This is a genomic window from Sporosarcina sp. Y838, from assembly GCF_056786515.1.
The window spans coordinates 100,152-119,758 of record NZ_JBXCJD010000007.1 but is presented as its reverse complement, the minus strand read 5'-3'; the positions used below and the strand labels follow the sequence as shown (position 1 = coordinate 119,758).

The window sequence follows — 19,607 nt, the reverse complement described above, 5'->3', positions numbered from 1 at the left end:
GGAAGCTGCCGATTATGGCCGCTTCCGCTTTTATATTGCTTTATAACCCGCATTTTAATTGGGCATTACAGTTCGTACATGTATTACAGCCGCCCATTTCTTCGACTGTACCTGTTCTACATACAGGACAAGTATCACCGACTTCAGATCCGATTGTAACGTTTGTCGAACGTAGATCTTGTATTGTATTGACAAGAACAACTTTACGCTGTTCAACTACTTCTTCAACATAGTCGGAATCCATTTCATTCTCTTCAGCTTTTAAGGTCAGGACTTGCGCATCTCGGCTACCATCCACATAGACAGTCCCGCCTTTCGCTCCGCCCTTATAGAGACGCTCATAAACACTTTCAACTTGTTTAACAGTATACCCCCGTGGCGCATTGACCGTTTTAGAAATTGAACTGTCAATCCAACGTTGGATAATGCACTGTACATCTGCATGCGCTTCAGGCGCAAGAGCCATCGAAGAGAGAAACCATTCCGGTAAGTTTTCCGGATCTGTAGCTGGATTATTCTTCAAATACTCTTCTACTATTTCAGCTTTCACCTCGATGAATTTACCAAGACGCCCGCTGCGGTAATAAGAAAAGGAGAAATATGGTTCCAATCCAGTACTAACGCCAACCATAGTTCCAGTAGATCCAGTTGGTGCAACAGTTAATAAATGGGAGTTTCTAATACCGTGCTCCAAAATAGACTCGCGAATATCTTCCGGCATTTTTTTCATAAAACCTGTATTGATGAACGCATTGCGCAGGGCTAATGTTTCCTCATCAGTCTTACCGATAAGGAATGGGAAGCTTCCCTTCTCCTTTGCAAGTTCGATTGATTCACGATAAGCAGATGTTGCGATCGTTTCAAATACGTTGTCGACAAGGTCGTTGCCTTCAAGAGAACCGTATTCTTTTTCGCAATAGATCAACAGGTCGGCAAGCCCCATGACGCCGAGCCCAACACGACGTTCGCCGAGTGCTTGTACTTTGTTTTCTGCTAGGAAATATGGCGTTGCATCGATAACATTATCCTGCATTCGAACACCAATACGAACTATTTCTTTTAATTTTTCGAAGTTTACTGTTTTTGTCTCTTTATTTGCGACTTCCGCAAGGTTTACAGCAGCTAAATTGCAAACGCTGTAAGGTGCAAGTGGTTGTTCACCACATGGGTTCGTTGCTACAACTTGCTGGCCGTAAGCTTTGGCATTCGTTTCATTGTTGGCATTGTCGATGAAGAAAATGCCGGGTTCAGCGGCGTACGTTGCACAGATGTTAATAAGATCCCAAAGTGCACGTGCTTTGATTGTTCGGTATACACGAACTGCAAACCCTTGACGCTCCCATTCACGGACATCGCCGACTTTATGCCATTCTTCGTTGTATGTAGCCATTTCTTCCGGAGAGTACTTTTCAACAGCTGGGAAGCGCAGGTCATAATCTGCGTTCTGTTCAACTGCTTTCATGAAATCGTCTGTCAATGTGACGGAAATATTTGCACCTGTGAGGAATTCCGCATTTTGTACGGAATAGGTTCCCCCATCACGCAATTTCGTTTCAGCATCTTTCAAGATTGCATCATTGAATCCACCCATACCAGGAATCGTCCGATAGTTCATTATCCCTTGGTACATCGCTTCTTCTTGAGCTGTAAGCGGTTTGAATTTCAGTTTTTCATTTGCTAACTTTTTTATCAATTCATCTTCGGTAGTTTCCACAAGGTAACGGAGGATTCTAGGATTCTGCATTTTTGAGATGATAAATTCGTAAATATCCGGATGCCAATCTGCTAACATGATCATCTGTGCACCACGTCTAGATCCACCTTGTTCGACAAGATGTGTCAATTTAGCTATATCATCGAGCCAAGAAACCGACCCGGATGATTTACCGTTGACGCCGCGTGCAAGTGTGTTACGTGGTCGTAGTGTGGATCCATTTGTCCCAACACCACCACCGCGACTCATGATCTCCATCACTTGTTTGCGGTGATCAGAAATACCTTCACGAGAGTCAGCCACGAAAGGCATAACATAACAGTTGAAGAAAGTCACTTCAGTATCTGAACCAGCTCCGTATAGAACTCGTCCAGCAGGAATGAAATTCAATTTCGACAATTGATTGTAGAACTGATCGAACGATTCTTTTCGTCTTGCTTCTGTCGTTTCAACCGAGGCAAGTCCTGTCGCATTACGTTTGGCAATTTGCTCATAAAAAACTTCAAGTGGCTTTTCTAGAACTTCTATCGGTCTTGTAATGATACCTTTTTCCTGCTCAACTGGATTGTCGATCGCTGAACGAAAATCTTTTTCAATCCATATATCTGCTTTTCCACTTTTTTTATCAATTGCAGTGATAAAGCCAAGTCCACGTGCCGGGAATTTCGGATCTTCCTTAACCGTTAGGACGACGAAATCACCAACTTTGAGTGTTTCCTTTTCCGTATCCTTAAACGAATATCTGTCAATCATGACAAGCCGGGATACCCCTTTATGTTCAATATGCATATCATCTGAAATTGGATGCACTTGCGGGAATTTAGAGATATCCGCATTCAGCTGTGCCTTGTCCAAGATAGGTTCCTGGTGTTTTGAAACAATGACCATTAACGCATCCCTCCTTATGGGATATATTCATAAAACAAAACATGTATTTTCACGTAGAACACTACATGTTGTGTTAATTATAATACCTAATATACTACATATTGAAACCTGCTTCAATAAAATAATTTTTACATTAAACTCCAAATGCTTAATTTACGCATTTCGGAACGCTTAATTCTCGATAAATAGCACCAAAGTTACAGATGTTATTTTCTATATGTCCAGTCATCATTCGCATATTTTTCCCGCTCAATTTCCATTACGAATTCGATTTGCTGTTCTGTTAATTCTAATGGTACAAGTTCCATATCAAGCGCTGATTCGAAACCTTTTGAAAATGCATCTGTACATTCCTCAATTGAAACAGAGCGGTTTATCAGTTTATCTATAGCTACCGCTTTTTCTGGCAAACTCATACGCATTTGTTCGCGGTGTTCTTCCGTTTTAAAGTTAAAGAGAGAAACCAGTTTGTCCACATCAAGACTTAAAAGTATCGCACCGTGCTGTAAAATGACACCTTTCTGTCTTGTCTGCGCGCTTCCAGCAACTTTCTTCCCCTCAACAACAAGTTCATACCAACTTGGTGTGTCAAAGCAGACTGCACTTCTCGGTTTCTTTAAATCATTGTTCTGTTGTTCAGTTTTAGGAACTGAAAATGATGCATCCAAGCCTAAGTTACGGAACCCTTCAAGCAAACCGCCCGAGATAACACGATACGCTTCTGTTACCGTTTCAGGCATTTCGGGATAACTTTCACTAACAATAACGCTGTATGTAAGTTCGTGCTCATGAAGGACACCTCTGCCCCCCGTTGGACGTCGAACGAATCCAAGTCCATTTTTTTTCACTTCACCCATATCTATTTCTCTTTCGACATTTTGAAAGTAACCAATTGATAACGTAGCGGGTTCCCATTCATAAAATCGAAGTACTGGGCCGATTTCCCCTTTGCTATGCCATTCTAGCAGTGCCTCATCCAAAGCCATATTGAACGAAGCACGACATTTTCCTGAATTAATGAAGTGCCAAACCTTTTTTTTCATTCGAATTCTCCCTCCACAACGAATTTCATTTTATCATTCCCATTGAACAAGTGCCACTCAATCTTTATAATGATAAGGTAGAGAGAAAGGGGAAATTTGTTTTGAACTATTATATCCTAGGGGCCGTTGCTCTTATCGTAATCATTTATTTTGTTGTGACGATGCAACGTCTTAAGAAAGCTGTTACAAACTTGACGCAAGAGCAATTTATCGAAGGTTATCGGAAAGCACAACTAATCGATGTGCGTGAGCCCAAGGATTATGATGCTGGTCATATTCTGGGAGCGCGTAATATTCCGTACTCTCAATTCCGTCAGCGACATAAAGAAATCCGGTCGGACAAGCCCGTTTACTTATACGATCAAAACGGTGGAAAAAGCGCACGTGGAGCCTTACTTCTAAGGAAAAAAGGATATGATCAACTCTTCCACCTGCAAGGCGGTTTCCGTCAATGGACAGGTAAAGTGAAAAGTAAGTAAAAAATAAAGTTCTTCCCCTTGGGAGGAGCTTTTTTCAATACTAGAGTATGGAATGAAGCAGCATATGTCATTAAAGAAAACGATTAATTGATTTCTTTTTCCCAGTACGCTAGACGGCACTCGCATGCGTGTGGGGTCGTTCATTGCAAATAACACCCCCCAATTAACCCAAGCGAGTAATCCTCCACTCAGCAATGCTACAGGCCGTTTCAACCGCGCTAATGAAGACCAATTGGACGAAACAATAATCCTTACGAATCAGGGACTTACAGAAACAGCGCAAACTCTTTACAACAGTTATGCAGACGTTGAATGGGAGAAGTGCTAAACCTCGATTTACTCAAGTTATTCCACCACTGACAATGACAATTCTTCTGGCTAGATTTCCCTTTTATAAACCTCCACTTGCTCTAAATACGCCCACGACAAAAAGGCACAACAGGATTTGCTGTGCCTTTTGTCGATTACTTATTGTTTTATATAGCGCAAAACAGGATTACGTGCCGCCTTCGTTTCATCAAGACGATTGATAACTGTTGTATGCGGAGCATTTTGTACGATTTCTGGATTTTCTTCGACTTCTTTTGCAATTTGGATAAGAGCGTCACAGAAAGCGTCAAGTGTTTCTTTTGACTCTGTTTCTGTAGGCTCAATCATCATGCCTTCCTCAACGTTAAGCGGGAAGTAAATTGTTGGCGGGTGATAGCCAAAGTCAAGCAAACGTTTTGCCATATCAAGCGTGCGCACGCCAAGTTTCTTTTGACGGCGACCCGACAGTACGAATTCGTGTTTACAATGTCGGTTATATGGAAGGTCGAAATAAGGCTCCAATAAGCGCATCATATAGTTTGCATTCAATACAGCATTTTCCGTAACTGCTTTCAAGCCGTCCGGGCCCATTGAACGAATATACGTGTATGCACGTAAATAGATTCCGAAGTTACCATAGAACGGTTTAACACGACCGATTGATTGCGGTAAATTGTATTCAAACGTATAAACCTCATCTTTTTTCACAAGAACTGGTTTCGGCAGGTAAGGAATAAGATCCTTCTTCACACCCACTGGACCTGAACCTGGTCCACCACCACCATGAGGACCTGTGAATGTTTTGTGCAAGTTCAAGTGAACTGCATCAAAGCCCATGTCGCCGGGGCGTGCTTTAGACATAACTGCATTCAGGTTTGCACCGTCATAATAGAGTTTTCCTCCAGCAGCGTGAACAATCTCAGCCATTTCAAGAATTTCTTCTTCAAATAGACCTAGTGTATTCGGGTTCGTCAGCATAAGTGCTGCCGTGTCATCTCCTACATGTCGTTTCAGGTCCTCAAGATCAACAAGTCCGTCTTCACCCGATTTTACTGTAACCGTATCGAAACCGGCAACTGTAGCTGAAGCTGGATTAGTACCGTGTGCCGAATCCGGAACAAGTACTTTCGTACGTTTGAAGTCACCGTTTGCTTCATGGTAAGCACGGATCATCATAAGAGCCGTCCATTCACCGTGCGCTCCCGCTGCTGGCTGAAGAGTCACTTCGTCCATACCCGTAATTTCTACAAGATGCTCTTGCAGGTCATACATTACTTCCAGTGCACCTTGAACAGTCGACTCATCTTGCAGTGGGTGAATATTTGCGAATCCAGGATAACGAGCAACGGATTCGTTGATTTTCGGATTATATTTCATTGTACATGATCCAAGTGGATAGAATCCGGAATCAATCCCGTGGTTACGATTCGAAAGTGCTGTGTAATGACGCATAATATCAAGTTCGGAAACTTCCGGAAGTTCTGCAACTTCCTCGCGAACAAATCCTTTTGGCAATAAGCCGGAAAGGTCAAGTTCAGGCACATCCAGTTCAGGAAGACTATAGCCTATCCGTCCTTCTCTAGTAAGTTCAAATATTAATGCCTGGTTATCTTTATGCATGAAGGGCCTCCATTTCCTGCACAAGTGCATCGATTTCTTCTTTCGTACGCTGTTCAGTCACAGCGATTAGAGCATGGTTTGCAAATTCAGGATACGTCAAACCTAAGTCATAGCCGCCGATTATCCCTTTTGTAAATAATGTTGTATTCACTTCTTTAACAGACTGTTTGCAATCAACGACAATCTCGTTAAAATGCGATCCACTAAATTTAACTTCAAACCCGGCTTTTTCAAATGCTTCCTTCGCATAACGTGTTTTCACAATGTTCTGATATGCAATTTCTTGCGCGCCTATTTTCCCAAGTGCAGTCATCGCAACAGAAGCTGCAAGTGCATTCAGGGCTTGGTTCGAACAGATGTTAGACGTCGCTTTATCACGACGGATATGCTGCTCTCGTGCTTGAAGTGTCAAAACGTAACCTCTGCGGCCCTCATCATCCGTCGTTTCTCCAACAAGACGCCCAGGTACTTTTCGCATCAACTTTTTCGTCACTGCGAAATAGCCACAATGTGGTCCGCCGAAAGATTCTGGAATGCCGAACGGCTGTGCATCTCCTACCGTGATGTCAGCGCCTAGCTTGCCAGGTGGCGTCAGTATTCCAAGTGCAAGTGGATTTGATGATACAACGTACAATCCGCCTTTAGCGTGTGTAATTTCCCCGATTTTTTGAATGTCTTCGATTTGACCGAAGAAGTTCGGGTATTGAACTAAAACAGCGGCTGTATTCTCGTCTATCAATTCTTCCAGCATCGCCATATCTGTTACGCCATCTTTTTGTGGAATCGTGACCACTTCGATATTTTGACCTGATGCATAGGAAAGCACTACATCACGAGATTCCGGATTAACCGTCTCGGAAACAAGAAGTTTCTTCCGACGCGTATGTCCAGATGCAAGCGTTCCCGCTTCTGCAAGAGCCGTTCCGCCATCGTACATAGATGAGTTTGCAAGATCCATACCAGTCAGCTCACAAATCATTGTTTGGAACTCAAAAATCGCTTGCAACTCACCTTGCGAAATTTCCGGTTGGTAAGGCGTATAAGCCGTATAGAACTCAGAACGCGAAATAACATGGTCAACAATGATTGGTTTGTAATGATCATAAACCCCTGCACCTAAGAATGATGCATATGTGCGCGCATCCGCATTTTTCGACGCAAGTTTTGACAGTTCTTTTGTTAATGAAGTTTCAGATTTCGCTTTTTTAATATTGTATTCGCCTTTAAATCGGACCTTTTCAGGAATGTCCGCAAAAAGTTCATCTATGGATGAAATACCAATTGTTTTCATCATTTCAGCGCGATCAGTTTCAGTCATAGGAATATAACGATGCTGCATGTCCTCTTAACCCCTTTTCATAATGTTAGTATGATTAGCGTTTATAAAATGGTGTAGCAATAATTACAGCTTTCAAACGTTTATTTCGAATTTCTATTTCAACTTCAGTTCCTTCAGCAGTATGCTCACGATTCAAAAGCGCAAAACCTATATTCTTTTTAAGTGTTGGTGATTGTGTACCCGTCGTGACTTCACCGATTTGTTCTTCACCGAGGAATACTTTGTACCCAGTACGTGGAATCCCTTTATCAATCATTTCCAAACCGATAAGTTTACGCGGTACACCATTCTCTTTTTGTACAGATAAAGCTTCTTTCCCATGGAAATCTGCTTCTTTATTTACTTTGACTACAAAACCTACACCCGCTTCAAGTGGTGAGATATCTTTTGACAATTCTTGTCCATATAACGGTAAACCCGCTTCGAAACGAAGTGTATCACGTGCTCCAAGACCCGCTGGTACGACGCCTTCACTTTCGCCTGCTTTCAGGATAGCAGACCATAGTTCAACAATCGCTTCCGGTGATCCATAAATTTCAAAACCATCTTCTCCAGTGTATCCTGTACGGGATACAAGCACTTTCTGACCTGAAATCTCGACATTTTCCTTGAAACGGAAAAACTTAATGTCTTCAAGCGACTCGTTTGTCAACTTCTGAAGGACTTCCTGCGCTATTGGTCCTTGCAAAGCTAGAAGTGCATAGGAAGATGATACATTTTCAATTTTAACATCATCAGTCACGTAACTGTTCATCCACTCGAGATCTTTGTCGATATTTGACGCGTTGACAACAAGTAGATAGTCGTTTTCACCACGTTTGTAAATTAGAAGGTCGTCTACAGTTCCGCCATCTTCATAACACATAGCGGTATACTGCGCTTGTCCATCTTTAAGTTTCGAAACATCGTTAGTAACCATTTTTTGCAAATAAGGAAGAGAACCTTCCCCACTTACAAGCACTTCACCCATATGGGATACATCAAATAATCCTGCTTTCGTACGTACAGCTTCGTGTTCCGCTTTTATACTCGAGAATTGAACAGGCAATTCCCAACCACCAAAATCGATTGTTTTCCCGCCATACTCAGCATAGCTATCAAAAAGGACGGTACGTTGTAAAGTTTCTGACATAATTCATTCCCCCTTGGAAAATTGATAAAAAAGGACAGAGGTCCCCTAAGAAGAGAACCTCTGTCCTTGTACCTGAAAGTTTGACCTTACGGCTTTCCTCGTTGGTGGCCGATTATCCGGCACTCTCCAGAGATGCGTCCTGTATGAGTCTTGTTACCTGAGAGATTCATAACATAAGTTACTTGCTCCTTCGGCGACGCCTTTGCGTGCTCTCCTCATACAATCATTCGCGCTATTCAATTGAAATGAAAATGAATAAGATTCGGACAACTATTGCCCTTTCGCCTTATATCTTAACATTTCATCCATGTAAGTGCAATGCTTTTTAATTGACTGTCGTTTTAACGAACATTGATGCCTTTATAACCCAAAACGTTCGTGTATATCTTTGAAAATTAAACTTTCTGCTAACTATAGTTTTAAAAATCTAATCAACAGCTGATTTCCACTTATTACTTTTCCCCTTTAAGACGGCCAATTTGAAAAGCAATATAATCTACAATATCTCTTAACGAACGCTTTTCAGTTTCCACTTTAAAATGGGCACTTTGTAAGTAAAAAGGTTTTCGCGCATTAAATAAACCTTCAAGGTCGCTTCGGCTAGACCTTTGCACAATTGGACGATTCCGGTCGGTTGATATTCGCCGCCATATGTCACGAAATGGAGCATTAAGGAAAAAGACAAGTCCCGTCTCACGCATGACTTCCCTATTTTCCTTTCTCATCGCCACACCTCCGCCCGTTGCAATGATACAATATTCATCACGAAATGAGCGGAGAAAATCCGTTTCCAAATTACGGAAATACTCCTCGCCGTGCAGTTCAAATATTTGTGGAATCGACAAACCTGTCATCTTTACGATTTCATTATCCATATCGTAAAAGGGCATTCTTGTTGCATAACTAAGTCGTTTGCCGATTGCACTTTTTCCACATCCCATAAAACCAACTAAATATACTTTCTTCATCTCATCACCCATTTGGCAGAACGAATATGCTTATCCGCTCCGTTTCATTGTCCTCACCGTTTCGTTCTCATAATACGTCTCAAGCGAATCGTAATTCCTTTGTAGACTATCATGCCATGAAACGAGGGAGAAAAGAAAGAGACTAACGAAAAATAATAAAATAATTGTTGCTGCAAGCATGGCTCCATTTTCATTCCGGATACAATCCAACCGCAAACCCCCTTACTTTTACTGAACCATTAAGCAGCAATACATGAGCAGTTAAAGTCATACCGTCATAAGTGAATCTCACTGACTGAACTCCCGTAATCAATGGGACATGTCCTTCTCCGTTAACTAGTTTTCTAATGACAGTCCCACTTTGTCCTATGTTTATCCTCCCACGGCTTGTGACAAGACGAAAAGTAGTTCCTTCATAAAGCAATTGAATTTCACTAACATCTGAAAGCAGTTTTTGCATATCCAGTGAAAACAGTTCCCACTCTGTGGAGGAGGTGTCAAAGAACTTTTCCTCTATTGGCTCTTTCCAAAAAAAGAACAAAATAAATAAATGAAGAAAAATAGACAATACAGTTAGTTGGAAAATGCTTTCTAGGAACGTATAGCCCTTTTCGTCACGTACCTTTAGGTATTTACGCATTTATCGTACACCTTATCAATAATTTCATATGACACACAGACAGCTTGTCCATGAATGGACCACTTATAATCGATTTCTTCAATCTTCCGGACACCTTCCGATAATCCATATGCTTTAAAATAGATAGCGCCTTGTAATGCGGTTTCCGAAGCATACATTGCCGCCTTTTTTAACTGTAGTTTGGAAGTCGCGAAAGTGGAGAAAGGAAGTAGTGTGCCAAATATCACAATTACTATAGTCAATGTCAGTATCGTTTCCGGCCACGAATAGCCCCCTTCATTCATAAATAATCATCCTTCCACGCTGAAATTGTAACCGTATTTCAATCACACCTGAACTTGTCGAGAATGCAAGTGTGCCAGCTTTAATAATATCTCCGTTTGCATGAAACCCCACTTTCGATGATGTACTACTGCTTAGATAATGCATGCCTTCAGGAAATACATTCCTTGCAATTACTTTTCCACTTAGTTCAGAAGTAGTAAATTCAGATCCGGAATGTTTGAACTCCAATTGGGTTATGACAGAATTCGCCATGGAATAGGCTTGCATGTCTTGCACGGACGCAATAAATACTTGAAGGGCATCATCTTCTGATTTCACTCGAATCCATTGATCCCCGATAGGTAAAATGATTGCTGTCATAATTGACAGGACAGCTAATACAAGAATCATTTCAAGGAACGTGAATCCACTTTCCCTAGTTTCCTCCACCGTCTGCTCCTGAACCTGCCGTCCCACCCACTTTATCCACTTTGCCGTCCACTATTACTAAAAGGGTTCCGTCTGGACACTGCGCAGTTCCCGGTAAATATTGTTCATCTTCTAAATTACTCATAGTTGGCACGTGTTTTTTGTCCATTTTATAAGCCTCAACCTGGCCTTGTACCATTTTGATGTAAGCTGCGCAGCCTTTTTCATCAATTGACTTAGAATGTTTTGTGACATTTGGAATGGCAATGAGAATGAGAACCGAGATGATTAATAATACAATCATCATTTAAAGCATCTTTTCCCGTCATTTTCACATCATGAATTTGGTTATCAAAATCCGGTGTAGAGCGTTTTTACATCACCTTTCTTTTCTGCGCTTTTCCTTGCTAGTTTATTTTTGTGATTTAATTGTGAGCGGACCACAAAATAGACCACATTAACGTGGATGGAAATGTGGTTTCACGAAAAAAGACCACATTTATTGAAAATCTTCTATGTATAGGTACGGGAAAGGATAATAAAAACAGTCACTTTCTCAATCGAGTTGATGGATGTTCCTTCTATTGAAGTAATCCGTACTTTACAGGTAATAGAAAAAAGCGACCTACCCACAATCTAATCTGTGGATGGGCCGCTATTGGTTCAGATGTCACCCTTATTTTTTTGAAGATACTGTAAGAGATTGGGAAAGCTGTGTGATTAATCCATTTCAACTCAATCCACATATTGCCACTATATCCACAATGCAGTACGATTGAGCTATTAGAAAATATTGGAGGTATGTAAATTGAAGAAACTCATAGGATTACTAACGATATCAATAGTACTTATTTTAGCGGGATGCAGTGGAACAGGGACTAGTAAAGGGAAAGAACCGACTGTAGATGATATAGTTCAAGCTTTTAAGGATGCAGACTTAGAAGTGGGCGAAGTCACAGAAATGGACAAAAAGGAATTCGGAGATGCCCGCAAAGAAGGTAAGCGAGTATTGATTCCATCATTGGGAGATGATGCCGGAGGTCGTCTGATGTCTTTCGATAAAGAAAAGGACTTAGAAACAACCAAGGCATATTACGTTGAATTAGGTAAATCTGGCCCGATGTTCTTCTCGCATACACATCAGAGTGGGCTATTCCTGTTACAAATGAATGGTGAAATGGAAGATGCCGAATTCGAAAAATATGTGAAAGCTATGGATGGCGTAATTAAATAAGTAAATAAAATAGCGACCTACCCACTATCGAATCTGTGGTTTGGTCGTTTTTTTCATTCCATACATTGAGCGCTGACTATTTCTGAAAATGGAATCCTCTCGGGTCCAAAGGGGTTATCAAGCACTATACACCCGGATCGCACATCAATTACTTCCACTATGGCTCCGCGCGTCATAATCTTGCCGTCCTTCCAGGTCTTGATCAACGTTTGGCATTTGCGTTTATACGCTACTTCAATTTCCTCTTGAATCGATTGCAGGTCCCACTCGCTGAGTTCTGGTCGCTCTTCATAATGGTCCGTATCCATCCAATTTCTCAATGCAACTATATGCTCTGGTAGCATCATAGCAGTCCATTTCTGTGTTCCTCTATCCCGATTTCTATCTAACATCTCAATTCACGCTCGCAATATTATTCATGTTGATTTTTATGTTTTCGTTGCCTACTTGCAGAGACAATTTACCTTGTTGGCCATCAACTTCTTTAACGATCCCTGTAACTGACTCGTACCGCTTTTGGGCATAAATTGTAATTTCAACCTCTACGCCGAATTCTTTTGATTCACCGATTCTCTCGCCAATTTCAAGAAAGTCGGTTTCTGTTAGTTTCGGTCCTGCCACAACCTTTGATTTTGGTGGTTTCGGAATTGCTGTCAATTTCATCATCCTTTCAGAATTGGAATTTCTACTTTGGCAAAGTACACACTTATTAATTCTTCAGTTCGATTACGCAGCCTGACGTTTAAATAACGACGAAGATCTTCGTATCCGCCATGGACAAATGCATACTCGGTGAAAGAGCCATCTTTCCCCTTCTTAATTACCTTCATATTTTTTCCTCGTGCATACATATTTGTTTCTTTTAATTCGGCTCGTACGGTCTTTAGCGCACTTTCAACGATATTGATATACGGTCCTTTTAATTTGAATGAACTTATTTCAATCACTTGCCGGTCTCTCTCTAAAATGCTTATAATCATCGGTAAATAAATCAAATTCTCGAAATGTGGTAATGCTTCTCCCGGGAGTAACGCCACGACTTAAATCACCAGACTTTCTTTCGTTATGACGGGAACAAGTGCCAATACGTTATCAATTGTAAAAGTACGCTTGGATTTACGTAAGAAACAGTATGCACGAAATGACACCTCGCCGACCTGTAGGACTTTGATTCTTCGTTTGCTGACTGAGCCATCTTTCGCGATGTACATCATATCCAGAAGTTCACCATGAGCCTCTGACTTCGTTAATTGATTACGCACACTGTTCCCTCCTTTTGATTCAGTATACAGAATGAATGTTCGTATCACAAGCAAAAAATTACTGTAATTTAAAATGAATCACATTTTCTTAAACATTGTAAAATACTTATAAACTATTACAATAGGAATTAGTACCATATATTTCATAATACAAATTTATCAAAAGGGAGATGGTATTTATGGAAGGAAAAGTAATATTTAAAAGTTTCGCAGGGAAAAATCATTCTCGAATTTTCTCTAATAACACATACTTATCTCAATCAATTTCAGATGAGATGGTAATTGATTTCTATGAAGAATATGTTGATACACTGAGTATGCTTGAATTTGAAGATGCAAACAAAGAAACCGATGACATCTTTGTTTCAAGAGAAAAAAAGATTTCTGTTGTAATCCCTAAAGATGAAGCTCTAGAATTGGCCAATCGAATATTAGAAAGATTTAAGATTGATTCGGAGTATGAAGAAGTAGAAGGAGATGAGGATGAATGAGTTATTCTGTAGTTTCATCCCGAAGGTCTGAGTCCCGAAACAAGGCTCATTTAAGAACAAGAACGACTCCTGTAGATTCCGCTGATAAATGGCTAAGCAAGGTTGATACAAAATTGTTTGATGAATTTAGTGATAGTACCGAAAGCATTTTTGAGTATCTTGTTCATACTTCACTTAAACGACCAGAACGAATAACTCCTCGTGCATATGGAGAGTCTGTCTTACATACACCTATAAGAAGTAGAATGTATACAGGCGGTGATTATATTAATCGAGAGTCACAGAGATACGTGGTAAAACGTTTGTCGATGATGACTAAAGTAAAAGAGGTATTATTAAATCAACAATCAGACGAAGATATCTATATTGTTATCACTGATAAGGATTATGAGGACTTTGCGTTGGAGCTTGCAGAAGTTTATTGGGAACTTTTTGACTACCTGCAAGAAAACACATCTTCCTATTCGTTCGACTTTGAATACTATAATGCCGACGAACTATCAGTACACACTGAAAGAATGAGAAAAGTGTTCGTAAGGGGGATTTGATTTAATGACGCCCTCAACTAAGCACAAAGAAAAGTATAATAGTAACAGAGCATTTATTACTGAGATGTTAGCTGCTCCTACTCCTAAAAACGACTGGATTGTCACCGCAGCATTTTACTCAGCCCTGCACCTAGTGGATAAAACAATTATCGAACTTGCGGGGTATGAATTTAAACCAACGAATCACTTTAGTAGAGATCAGAGCGTGGGATTATACTCTAATTTTAAAAACGTTAGAACACAGTATAAAGCTTTATCTATGAATAGCAGAAAGTCTCGATATGATTGTATTAAAATTACTGACAAATCAAGAGAAGAATCATTAAGATATTTAGTCGACATCGAAAAAGAATTGAATGTATAGTTTGATTTTAGGAAGCGACCTACCCACAATATAATCTGTGGATGGGTCGCCTTTACGCGTTCGTAATTCAAGCGAAATGAAAATACCTTTTAATGAACAAGATTCTCGTATTCTTTGTTTAGTTTTCTTGCCGCTATTCTTTGAGCGACTTCTCTACTTTTAGAAGAACCCTTAACCAGTATATTTCTGTACGGTGCTTCATCCTCGTCGAATAAATTTAGGTACACATCACATCGATCTTCGTACTCCATAACCAAGCAATCCACCGGAATCCCAAAACTACTAATCATGATGCCGACATCGCGGTTTATAACATCGGTGCCAAAAGCTTCGTCGTCAAATAACTCTTCAAGTTTAGATTTCAATTCATCATCCTCCTCAATATCTGATTATTCGACAATTTAATTGGAAACCCTTTAATTTTCAGGTAAAAAAAAGCGGCCTTCCACAATTTACTCTGTGGAGGACCGCCCGCTTTTACTTCACTCATATTTAGCTATTACTTATTTAATCCGCTTACCGCCATTTAATGCAGCACCAGCAATCAATGCTGTTAAATAGATCGCCTTATCCTGCGTCATCTTATCGTTCAACACATCTTTTTCATGTTCCTGTGATGAGAACACACTTTTCTCCCGCGCTTGTTTATAAATCCCTGCAAGTTCCACTTTTTGCGTTGTCGATAGTTTCAAGTAGATTTCCTCCTTTTTTGGTGTGGCTGTAGGTGTAGGCTTAGAGGTCTTAACTCCCCCTACGAAATTAACTATTCCATTAGCCGTTAACTGCGCTAACTTCTCCACTTCGTTAATTAAAATTCTTTCATCATTCAAATTTGAGATAAAACCATATTCAATCAAAACAGATGGCATTGCAGTTTGTCGGACTACTGCAAAGTTTGCACGCTTTTTCCCGCGGTCTTTGATACCGATACTTTTAATGATTGCATCATGTACGGAACTTTGGAATCCGACGGTCTTACTCTTTACTTCTCCATTAAAAACGAATGTCTCGAACCCTGTAGCATTTGACGTAGCTGCATTGTCATGTAGACTAACAAAGTAATCAGCACCCCAACTATTCGCTTGTCTCGCTCGTTCTGATAGCGCCACAAATACATCTGTTGACCGCGACATTCTTACGGTATGACCATAACCTTCTAGTATTGTCTTCAAGCGATTAGCGACTTTTAAAACATTATCCTTTTCTTTTGAGTATCTACCGACAGCTCCTGGGTCGTGACCGCCATGTCCAGGATCAATAAAAATTTTACTCATCAGTAAACACCTCGTTGTCTGGATTGTTATAACATTCTTCACACATCATTTCACCATTAAATTCTTCAAGGACTTTGATTTCCTTGGTACAGATAACACATTCTGTTTTAGCCATATTATTTCAACCCCCTTTGCTTCAATGTTCTCTCCTGCTGCTTCGCTTTGTTTGTAACGATATATTGATTCTTCCAAACCCCGTACCCGATTAAAATTAATGGCACGAATGTCAGCAACATTTCCGTAAATGCATTGATTGAACCATTATTAAAATGCGCCAACTCAATTCCTATCGATTGCAAATATAAAAGGATGCCCCCAAGAGCACCCCCGATAAATCCGATATATTGTTTTAATTTGTCATCCATCTAAAATTCCTCCTTTTTTCAATTAAATATATATGGAGCAAAGCCAAACATTCCGGTAATTAAAATCCCAACAAGTGCGATTACCGCCACGATAACGCTTGCGTTTGCTTTTTTTACATCTGACTGCGCACGTGACTGGACACCGTACTCCGTAAGTGAGATGTCGTGACTATTAAGTCTGCTATAAATTTTGCCGTTCGTCGCCCTCTGCTCTCCCGTAAATTTATCCATAGATTCGGCAATTTTACGAGTGTTATCTGCTGTCTGTTTAGACGACTCTAGCAATGGCAATACCATGTCACGTAAGTTATCAACCTTATCGTCCACTGTGTCAATTTTGCGTGTAACATCGAGTTTGAGAGCTTGCTGTGACTCGATTAAATCAAGTCTTGTTACAAAAGTCGTTTGGTTGTCCACAATCCCATCCCCCCTACTGCCCCAATGACCAAATTAAATACTGCAAATAATGCGTAGCGAGCCGGCAAAAGGAAATTGATCGTGCCCTCCGCTGCCGCTGATGCATATAACCCGATTAAAAATGCGCCGAGAAGTCCGCCGATTAGCATCGACATATACCGTGTCCGTCCTGTTTGGAGTGCGGCTGTCAGTAAAAATAGCCCTCCGATTAGTAGTACGACGCCCCAAGCGTCAAGCGACATTATGCTTGTCATCAGTTGATATGTGGGGGATGTCGCTTCCTGGACAGGAGACGAAATAAAGAATGCACCCGATATCGCTAAAAATAATGCTTGTGATACGAGCAACATGTTCGCCAAGAAGCGTTCTTCTGATTGTTTTTTAAACATTTGACACCGTCCTTTCTCTGATTATGGGTAAACAAAAAGAACGCCCGATTTGGACGTTCAAAAATTAAAAGTTTATACTATTTTCACTGTTTTACCATCCGCTTGAATAACCAATTGTTTATTACAATTAACGGATATATCATCCGCCTGCATTGTGATGTGGATTTCAGTACCATCATCATAGTAAGAAGTCGTAACAACTTTATCGGCTTCCATTTCTTCGACAACAGTATTCACTAACTTTCTGCCTTCTACATCAATTTTCATTTCTTGCATAGAATTTACACCACCTCTCTCATCCATCATTCGACAAAAGAGGAAAGGAATCCTTTAAACAAAAAGACGCATTCTATAAAGAATACATCTTTCACACACCTTGGTAGTTAACCTTCATTTAGTTTCCTGAGTTTTAGCATCCTAAAGCTTCATTGAGAAGATTTTTTCGTTTTCTTGTTTTAAAAAGTTGATAGCATTTTGACAGGTAGATAGAATCCCTTTGCCAGAAATAGAACGGTCGTAATTTTCTTTTTGGTTAGGGAATTTCCCTATAAATTCTTCACCCGCTTCCATCCAACAGTATTCAGCGGTAGCGTAAAAAGGAATCATCTGCGGAATCATAGCTGTATGATTGAGTTGATGTTCATGAATGAAATTGAAGTTATGCTTGATCATGTTATTAGCGTGTCTCAACCCAAGTAATGTCGCGCTGTCTTCATCTTGTTTTATTTGTTCGCTAAATTTTCGACCGGTTTCTCCATCATGCCATTCGTGTGTATTCGCAATCCATGATAATAACTCGCTTAATGCAATATAAATTTCTGTATCATCCAAAGTCTTCATGGCCTCAAATAACCGTACCATTGATTTATCCATCGCAAGTTCGTTCATTCTTAACCTTTCTATCAATTGTGTGTTTTCCTTGCTCATAATTAACCCCATCCTTTTGATTCATCATTCGACAAAAGAGGAAGGATTCCTTTAATTGAAAAGAACGCCCGGGATGGACGCTCTAAAACACTTGCAACCTTATTCAAAAATATATAAAGAATTTTCTTTGTTTAAAAAAGCAAGTACTTTTTCAAGCGTTTCTAGGATCTCTCTACCTTCGAGATAGGTGATGTAATTTCGCTTCTGATTTGGGTGTAATCCATTTAAAATCTCACCAGCCGGTATCCACTGGACAGTCGGTGGTGGAATAACTAAAGGAAAAGAGAATGGGAATGTCATGCCACCTTGCTTCCGGTGAATTGTAAGGAAGTTCATGTTATGTTTCACTGAGTTAAAAGCATGTATCATCCCTTTCATTAAGACCCCATCCTCGTCCAAATTTCTTTGCGCTTCATAGTCACCTCTACCGTTATCTTTATGCCATTGATCAGTCGTTACTACCCACAGAAGTAGTTCGCCTGTCGAGGAATAAATTTCATTGTCATCATTATTTTTAATTGCTTCTTTTAACCTTTGTTGTGCTTTTCTAGTTGCGTAAAGATTAAACTTCATCCTCATTTTGTATTCAAAAAGAATTTCAGGCATTCTACTCACTCCTTAATCCCCTATTCAACAAAAGAGGTGGGATTCCTTCATAACGCATACTTGTTTTTAGCAAATAATTATTTTCGCATCCCATAATAGTATTTCCGATTATTTACGATATTACTTAATTACGGATTATTTTGGAGGTAAAAAATAATGAAATGCCCTAACTGTCATGTTTGTTCTTGGTTCAGATTTTATGAAGCTGTGCACTGGATGCCACCGTGACTTTATAGTTATATATTATTGAAAAAAGCAACCTTAATTTGTCGCTTTTTTCATTATCCATTAGTACGCAGCTTGTTCCAACTGCTCACTTAAAATCTTTCGCAGTTGCCATCTTGCTTGTACCTACTTCCTTTACTTTTTTTGCAGGCGTACCGGCTATAGTAATATCTTTTTCGTTAAAAGATTTATTTACGATTGCATTGGCTCCAATAGCGATATTATCAGCAATATAAATTTTACTAAATAATTTTGCACCAGGTCCTATCCAAATGTTATCACCTAACGTTGGGACATCTCCTTTAAATGCATTTTGACCAATGTTAACTCCTTGATGTATATCACAATTATTTCCTATTCTTGCATCGCCATTCACAATAATTAAACCGTAGTGATTAATTTTTAAACCGAATCCAAAAGTGTTTATTGGAATTGTAAAACCTAATTTAACTCCTGATTTATAATGTAAATATTTATAAAAATTCTTCATTAATTTATGACAAATACTTTTCTTTTGTACATTTTCGTAATACTCACGTTTCCTTAAAACAATTTCGAATTTCCAAATCTCGTCACCAACTATCCTTGGACGCGCCCTTTTTGACATACCTAAAGCTCGTTTATCCTCTTTTAAGTAAAATTTTAAATCTTCTTTACTTTGAATCATTTAATTTCCCCCT

General features: G+C 39.9%; 30 protein-coding genes and 2 riboswitches. Of the genes, 5 read left to right on the top strand and 25 right to left on the bottom strand.

Features of this window, described 5'->3' with window-relative positions; all coding sequences use genetic code 11:
- Positions 1-40: 40 nt before the first annotated feature.
- On the bottom strand, positions 41-2,602 hold the full coding sequence (locus tag AC1TO4_RS11980; RefSeq protein WP_482105516.1) for a vitamin B12-dependent ribonucleotide reductase: 2,562 nt from the start codon (positions 2,600-2,602) through the stop codon (positions 41-43).
- A 206-nt stretch (positions 2,603-2,808) separates the two neighbouring features.
- Entirely contained in the window at positions 2,809-3,645 is an 837-nt protein-coding gene (locus tag AC1TO4_RS11975; protein ID WP_482103066.1) for a lipoate--protein ligase family protein, read from the bottom strand.
- 161 nt (positions 3,646-3,806) lie between these two features.
- Between AC1TO4_RS11975 and AC1TO4_RS11970 the strand changes: the two genes are divergently transcribed.
- The gene (locus tag AC1TO4_RS11970) at positions 3,807-4,124 is read left to right on the top strand and encodes a rhodanese-like domain-containing protein (protein WP_482103121.1); all 318 of its coding nucleotides are present in this window, start codon (positions 3,807-3,809) and stop codon (positions 4,122-4,124) included.
- 468 nt (positions 4,125-4,592) lie between these two features.
- On the opposite strand, the gene gcvPB is transcribed toward AC1TO4_RS11970, so the two are convergent.
- The 9 genes from gcvPB to comGC all read right to left on the bottom strand — a co-directional run bounded on the left by gcvPB (position 4,593) and on the right by comGC (position 11,132).
- On the bottom strand, positions 4,593-6,053 hold the full coding sequence (gene gcvPB / locus AC1TO4_RS11965; protein ID WP_482105515.1) for an aminomethyl-transferring glycine dehydrogenase subunit GcvPB: 1,461 nt from the start codon (positions 6,051-6,053) through the stop codon (positions 4,593-4,595).
- Positions 6,046-7,392 (bottom strand): aminomethyl-transferring glycine dehydrogenase subunit GcvPA, encoded by a 1,347-nt coding sequence (gene gcvPA / locus AC1TO4_RS11960; protein WP_482103064.1) that lies wholly within the window; start codon positions 7,390-7,392, stop codon positions 6,046-6,048. The genes gcvPB and gcvPA overlap by 8 nt, the downstream gene beginning before the upstream one ends.
- 34 nt (positions 7,393-7,426) lie before the next feature.
- The gene (gene gcvT / locus AC1TO4_RS11955; protein ID WP_482105514.1) at positions 7,427-8,524 is read right to left on the bottom strand and encodes a glycine cleavage system aminomethyltransferase GcvT; all 1,098 of its coding nucleotides are present in this window, start codon (positions 8,522-8,524) and stop codon (positions 7,427-7,429) included.
- 56 nt (positions 8,525-8,580) lie between these two features.
- A riboswitch (glycine riboswitch) is annotated at positions 8,581-8,658 on the bottom strand.
- A gap of 1 nt (position 8,659) precedes the next feature.
- Positions 8,660-8,751, bottom strand: a riboswitch (glycine riboswitch).
- Between the two features lie 225 nt (positions 8,752-8,976).
- Positions 8,977-9,492: a shikimate kinase gene (locus AC1TO4_RS11950; RefSeq protein ID WP_482103062.1), complete on the bottom strand. Its 516-nt coding sequence runs from the start codon at positions 9,490-9,492 to the stop codon at positions 8,977-8,979.
- Positions 9,493-9,522: 30 nt separating this feature from the next.
- Positions 9,523-9,702: a hypothetical protein gene (locus AC1TO4_RS11945; RefSeq protein ID WP_482103061.1), complete on the bottom strand. Its 180-nt coding sequence runs from the start codon at positions 9,700-9,702 to the stop codon at positions 9,523-9,525.
- A complete protein-coding gene (comGF, locus tag AC1TO4_RS11940; protein WP_482105513.1) occupies positions 9,683-10,132 on the bottom strand; it encodes a competence type IV pilus minor pilin ComGF in 450 nt (149 codons plus the stop codon). The genes AC1TO4_RS11945 and comGF overlap by 20 nt, the downstream gene beginning before the upstream one ends.
- The gene (locus AC1TO4_RS11935; protein ID WP_482105512.1) at positions 10,117-10,416 is read right to left on the bottom strand and encodes a hypothetical protein; all 300 of its coding nucleotides are present in this window, start codon (positions 10,414-10,416) and stop codon (positions 10,117-10,119) included. The genes comGF and AC1TO4_RS11935 overlap by 16 nt, the downstream gene beginning before the upstream one ends.
- The gene (locus tag AC1TO4_RS11930) at positions 10,409-10,846 is read right to left on the bottom strand and encodes a prepilin-type N-terminal cleavage/methylation domain-containing protein (protein WP_482105511.1); all 438 of its coding nucleotides are present in this window, start codon (positions 10,844-10,846) and stop codon (positions 10,409-10,411) included. Before AC1TO4_RS11930 ends, AC1TO4_RS11935 begins: the two co-directional genes overlap by 8 nt.
- Positions 10,833-11,132 (bottom strand): competence type IV pilus major pilin ComGC, encoded by a 300-nt coding sequence (comGC, locus tag AC1TO4_RS11925; protein WP_482105510.1) that lies wholly within the window; start codon positions 11,130-11,132, stop codon positions 10,833-10,835. The genes AC1TO4_RS11930 and comGC overlap by 14 nt, the downstream gene beginning before the upstream one ends.
- Positions 11,133-11,633: 501 nt before the next feature.
- Here comGC and AC1TO4_RS11920 point away from each other — a divergent pair.
- On the top strand, positions 11,634-12,059 hold the full coding sequence (locus AC1TO4_RS11920; protein ID WP_482105509.1) for a stress protein: 426 nt from the start codon (positions 11,634-11,636) through the stop codon (positions 12,057-12,059).
- 53 nt (positions 12,060-12,112) lie between these two features.
- On the opposite strand, the gene AC1TO4_RS11915 is transcribed toward AC1TO4_RS11920, so the two are convergent.
- Genes AC1TO4_RS11915 through AC1TO4_RS11900 form a run of 4 tightly spaced genes read right to left on the bottom strand, consistent with a single transcriptional unit; the run spans position 12,113 to position 13,321 of the window.
- Positions 12,113-12,451, bottom strand: a complete 339-nt coding sequence (locus AC1TO4_RS11915; RefSeq protein ID WP_482105508.1) for a YolD-like family protein — start codon at positions 12,449-12,451, stop codon at positions 12,113-12,115.
- 1 nt (position 12,452) lies between these two features.
- Positions 12,453-12,716: a YolD-like family protein gene (locus AC1TO4_RS11910; protein WP_482105507.1), complete on the bottom strand. Its 264-nt coding sequence runs from the start codon at positions 12,714-12,716 to the stop codon at positions 12,453-12,455.
- Positions 12,717-12,721: 5 nt separating this feature from the next.
- Positions 12,722-13,096, bottom strand: coding sequence for a YhjD family protein (locus AC1TO4_RS11905; RefSeq protein WP_482105506.1), 375 nt, complete (start codon positions 13,094-13,096; stop codon positions 12,722-12,724).
- Positions 13,097-13,099: 3 nt separating this feature from the next.
- A complete protein-coding gene (locus AC1TO4_RS11900) occupies positions 13,100-13,321 on the bottom strand; it encodes a transcriptional regulator (protein WP_482105505.1) in 222 nt (73 codons plus the stop codon).
- A 179-nt stretch (positions 13,322-13,500) separates the two neighbouring features.
- Between AC1TO4_RS11900 and AC1TO4_RS11895 the strand changes: the two genes are divergently transcribed.
- The 3 genes from AC1TO4_RS11895 to AC1TO4_RS11885 are packed head-to-tail and all read left to right on the top strand — an operon-like array spanning position 13,501 to position 14,724.
- Positions 13,501-13,812: a hypothetical protein gene (locus tag AC1TO4_RS11895; protein WP_482105504.1), complete on the top strand. Its 312-nt coding sequence runs from the start codon at positions 13,501-13,503 to the stop codon at positions 13,810-13,812.
- Positions 13,809-14,360, top strand: a complete 552-nt coding sequence (locus AC1TO4_RS11890) for a hypothetical protein (RefSeq protein WP_482105503.1) — start codon at positions 13,809-13,811, stop codon at positions 14,358-14,360. Before AC1TO4_RS11895 ends, AC1TO4_RS11890 begins: the two co-directional genes overlap by 4 nt.
- Positions 14,361-14,364: 4 nt before the next feature.
- The gene (locus tag AC1TO4_RS11885) at positions 14,365-14,724 is read left to right on the top strand and encodes a hypothetical protein (protein ID WP_482105502.1); all 360 of its coding nucleotides are present in this window, start codon (positions 14,365-14,367) and stop codon (positions 14,722-14,724) included.
- Between the two features lie 89 nt (positions 14,725-14,813).
- On the opposite strand, the gene AC1TO4_RS11880 is transcribed toward AC1TO4_RS11885, so the two are convergent.
- From AC1TO4_RS11880 to AC1TO4_RS11835, 10 genes are all read right to left on the bottom strand, one after another.
- The gene (locus AC1TO4_RS11880; protein ID WP_482105501.1) at positions 14,814-15,089 is read right to left on the bottom strand and encodes a hypothetical protein; all 276 of its coding nucleotides are present in this window, start codon (positions 15,087-15,089) and stop codon (positions 14,814-14,816) included.
- 138 nt (positions 15,090-15,227) lie between these two features.
- Positions 15,228-15,998 (bottom strand): N-acetylmuramoyl-L-alanine amidase family protein, encoded by a 771-nt coding sequence (locus tag AC1TO4_RS11875; protein WP_482105500.1) that lies wholly within the window; start codon positions 15,996-15,998, stop codon positions 15,228-15,230.
- Complete coding sequence (locus AC1TO4_RS11870) at positions 15,991-16,113, bottom strand: hypothetical protein (protein ID WP_482105499.1); 123 nt, start codon at positions 16,111-16,113, stop codon at positions 15,991-15,993. The genes AC1TO4_RS11875 and AC1TO4_RS11870 overlap by 8 nt, the downstream gene beginning before the upstream one ends.
- 1 nt (position 16,114) lies before the next feature.
- Positions 16,115-16,363, bottom strand: a complete 249-nt coding sequence (locus tag AC1TO4_RS11865; protein WP_482105498.1) for a phage holin — start codon at positions 16,361-16,363, stop codon at positions 16,115-16,117.
- Between the two features lie 18 nt (positions 16,364-16,381).
- Positions 16,382-16,780, bottom strand: coding sequence for a hypothetical protein (locus AC1TO4_RS11860; RefSeq protein ID WP_482105497.1), 399 nt, complete (start codon positions 16,778-16,780; stop codon positions 16,382-16,384).
- Positions 16,756-17,169, bottom strand: a complete 414-nt coding sequence (locus AC1TO4_RS11855; RefSeq protein ID WP_482105496.1) for a hypothetical protein — start codon at positions 17,167-17,169, stop codon at positions 16,756-16,758. Before AC1TO4_RS11855 ends, AC1TO4_RS11860 begins: the two co-directional genes overlap by 25 nt.
- Positions 17,170-17,241: 72 nt before the next feature.
- Positions 17,242-17,445, bottom strand: coding sequence for a hypothetical protein (locus AC1TO4_RS11850; protein WP_482105495.1), 204 nt, complete (start codon positions 17,443-17,445; stop codon positions 17,242-17,244).
- Between the two features lie 141 nt (positions 17,446-17,586).
- Complete coding sequence (locus AC1TO4_RS11845) at positions 17,587-18,096, bottom strand: hypothetical protein (protein ID WP_482105494.1); 510 nt, start codon at positions 18,094-18,096, stop codon at positions 17,587-17,589.
- Between the two features lie 99 nt (positions 18,097-18,195).
- Positions 18,196-18,702 carry a hypothetical protein gene (locus AC1TO4_RS11840; RefSeq protein WP_482105493.1) on the bottom strand — a complete coding sequence of 169 codons (507 nt, stop codon included), beginning with the start codon at positions 18,700-18,702 and terminating at the stop codon, positions 18,196-18,198.
- 313 nt (positions 18,703-19,015) lie between these two features.
- A complete protein-coding gene (locus AC1TO4_RS11835) occupies positions 19,016-19,594 on the bottom strand; it encodes a serine O-acetyltransferase (protein ID WP_482105492.1) in 579 nt (192 codons plus the stop codon).
- Between the last annotated feature and the right edge of the window lie 13 nt (positions 19,595-19,607).